Origin of the sequence: Herbaspirillum sp. B65 (genome assembly GCF_000333555.1) — a bacterium.
In the GTDB taxonomy this organism is placed as follows: Bacteria; Pseudomonadota; Gammaproteobacteria; order Burkholderiales; family Burkholderiaceae_D; genus Herbaspirillum; species Herbaspirillum rubrisubalbicans.
Genome location: NZ_BADI01000862.1, coordinates 1 through 1,712 on the forward strand (window position 1 = coordinate 1; position 1,712 = coordinate 1,712).

General features: G+C 58.8%; 3 protein-coding genes and 1 pseudogene. All 4 read left to right on the forward strand.

Annotated features, from left to right (window positions below; translation table 11 throughout):
* A partial coding sequence (gene rplW, locus I5W_RS20505) for a 50S ribosomal protein L23 (protein ID WP_374702148.1) occupies positions 1 to 275 on the forward strand: 275 nt, incomplete at its 5' end.
* Complete coding sequence (gene rplB, locus I5W_RS20510; RefSeq protein ID WP_006464931.1) at positions 275 to 1,102, forward strand: 50S ribosomal protein L2; 828 nt, start codon at positions 275 to 277, stop codon at positions 1,100 to 1,102. The genes rplW and rplB, both read left to right, overlap by 1 nt.
* Positions 1,103 to 1,112: 10 nt before the next feature.
* Positions 1,113 to 1,388 carry a 30S ribosomal protein S19 gene (rpsS, locus tag I5W_RS20515; protein ID WP_007875308.1) on the forward strand — a complete coding sequence of 92 codons (276 nt, stop codon included), beginning with the start codon at positions 1,113 to 1,115 and terminating at the stop codon, positions 1,386 to 1,388.
* Positions 1,389 to 1,394: 6 nt separating this feature from the next.
* Positions 1,395 to 1,712 (forward strand): annotated as a pseudogene (gene rplV / locus I5W_RS20520) (50S ribosomal protein L22); the annotation flags it as partial.

The window sequence follows — 1,712 nt, forward strand, 5'->3', positions numbered from 1 at the left end:
AGGGCTGCTGGACCGGTGATCTCCGAAAAGGCACCTTTGTCGCCGAGAAGAACGAGCAAGTCGTCTTCCTGGTCGCCAAGGACGCCACCAAGCTGGAAGTCAAGGCCGCCGTCGAACTGCTGTTCAAGGTGGAAGTGGAATCGGTGCAAGTCGCCAACCGTCAGGGCAAGCAGAAGCGCTCGCGCAACGGTATGGGCCGCCGCAACCACACCCGCCGTGCTTTCGTCAGCCTGAAGCCGGGTCAAGAAATCAACTTCACCGAGGAGGCTAAATAATGGCACTCGTAAAAGTGAAGCCGACCTCGCCCGGTCGGCGCGGCATGGTCAAGGTCGTCAATCCCGACCTGTACAAGGGCCGTCCGCTGGCATCGCTGGTCGAAAAGAAGTCCAAGACCGCCGGCCGTAACAACAACGGCCACATCACCACCCGCCACATCGGCGGTGGTCACAAGCAGCACTACCGTGTTGTCGACTTCCGTCGCAACAAGGATGGCATCCCTGCCAAGGTTGAGCGTATCGAATACGACCCGAACCGTACCGCGCACATCGCACTGCTGTGCTACGCGGACGGCGAGCGCAAGTACATCATCGCTCCCAAGGGCGTGTCGGTTGGCGATCAGCTGATCAGCGGTTCTGAAGCTCCGATCAAGTCGGGCAACACCCTGCCGATCCGCAACATCCCCGTCGGTACCACCATCCACTGCGTGGAAATGCTGCCGGGCAAGGGCGCGCAAATCGCCCGTACCGCTGGCGCCGCTGTCGTGCTGATGGCACGCGAAGGCACCTACGCTCAGGTTCGTCTGCGCTCCGGTGAAGTGCGTCGCGTTCACATCGAATGCCGCGCCACCATCGGTGAAGTCGGTAACGGCGAGCACAACCTGCGCAAGATCGGTAAGGCCGGTGCAACCCGTTGGCGCGGTGTGCGTCCGACCGTTCGTGGCGTTGTCATGAACCCGGTGGATCACCCGCACGGTGGTGGTGAAGGCAAGACCGCCGCTGGCCGTCACCCGGTTTCCCCGTGGGGCCAGCAGACCAAGGGCAAGAAGACTCGTAGCAACAAGCGTACGACTTCGATGATTGTCTCGCGTCGCGGCAAGAAATAAAGGATAAAACATGACACGTTCATTGAAAAAAGGTCCTTTCTGCGACGCCCACCTGGTGAAAAAGGTTGAGGCTGCCCAGGCTACCAAGGACAAGAAGCCGATCAAGACCTGGTCGCGTCGTTCGACCATCATGCCGGACTTCATCGGCCTGACGATCGCGGTGCATAACGGCAAGCAGCACGTGCCGGTCTATGTGTCGGAAAACATGGTTGGTCACAAGCTCGGCGAATTCGCGCTGACCCGTACGTTCAAGGGTCACGCCGCCGATAAGAAGGCTAAGAAATAAGGTCCTATGATGGAAACTAAAGCTACTCTGCGCGGTGTGCACCTGTCGGCCCAGAAAGGCCGCCTGGTTGCAGACCTGATCCGCGGTAAAAAAGTTGATCAGGCACTGAATATCTTGGCCTTCAGCCCCAAGAAGGGCGCGGTCATCATCAAGAAGGTTCTGGAGTCCGCCATTGCGAACGCCGAACACAACGATGGTGCCGACATTGACGAGCTGCAAGTCTTGACCATTTATGTGGAAAAGGGTGCGGTCGTCAAGCGCTTCACAGCGCGTGCAAAGGGCCGATGTGATCGTATTTCCAGCAGTCGTGTCACATTTACGTGA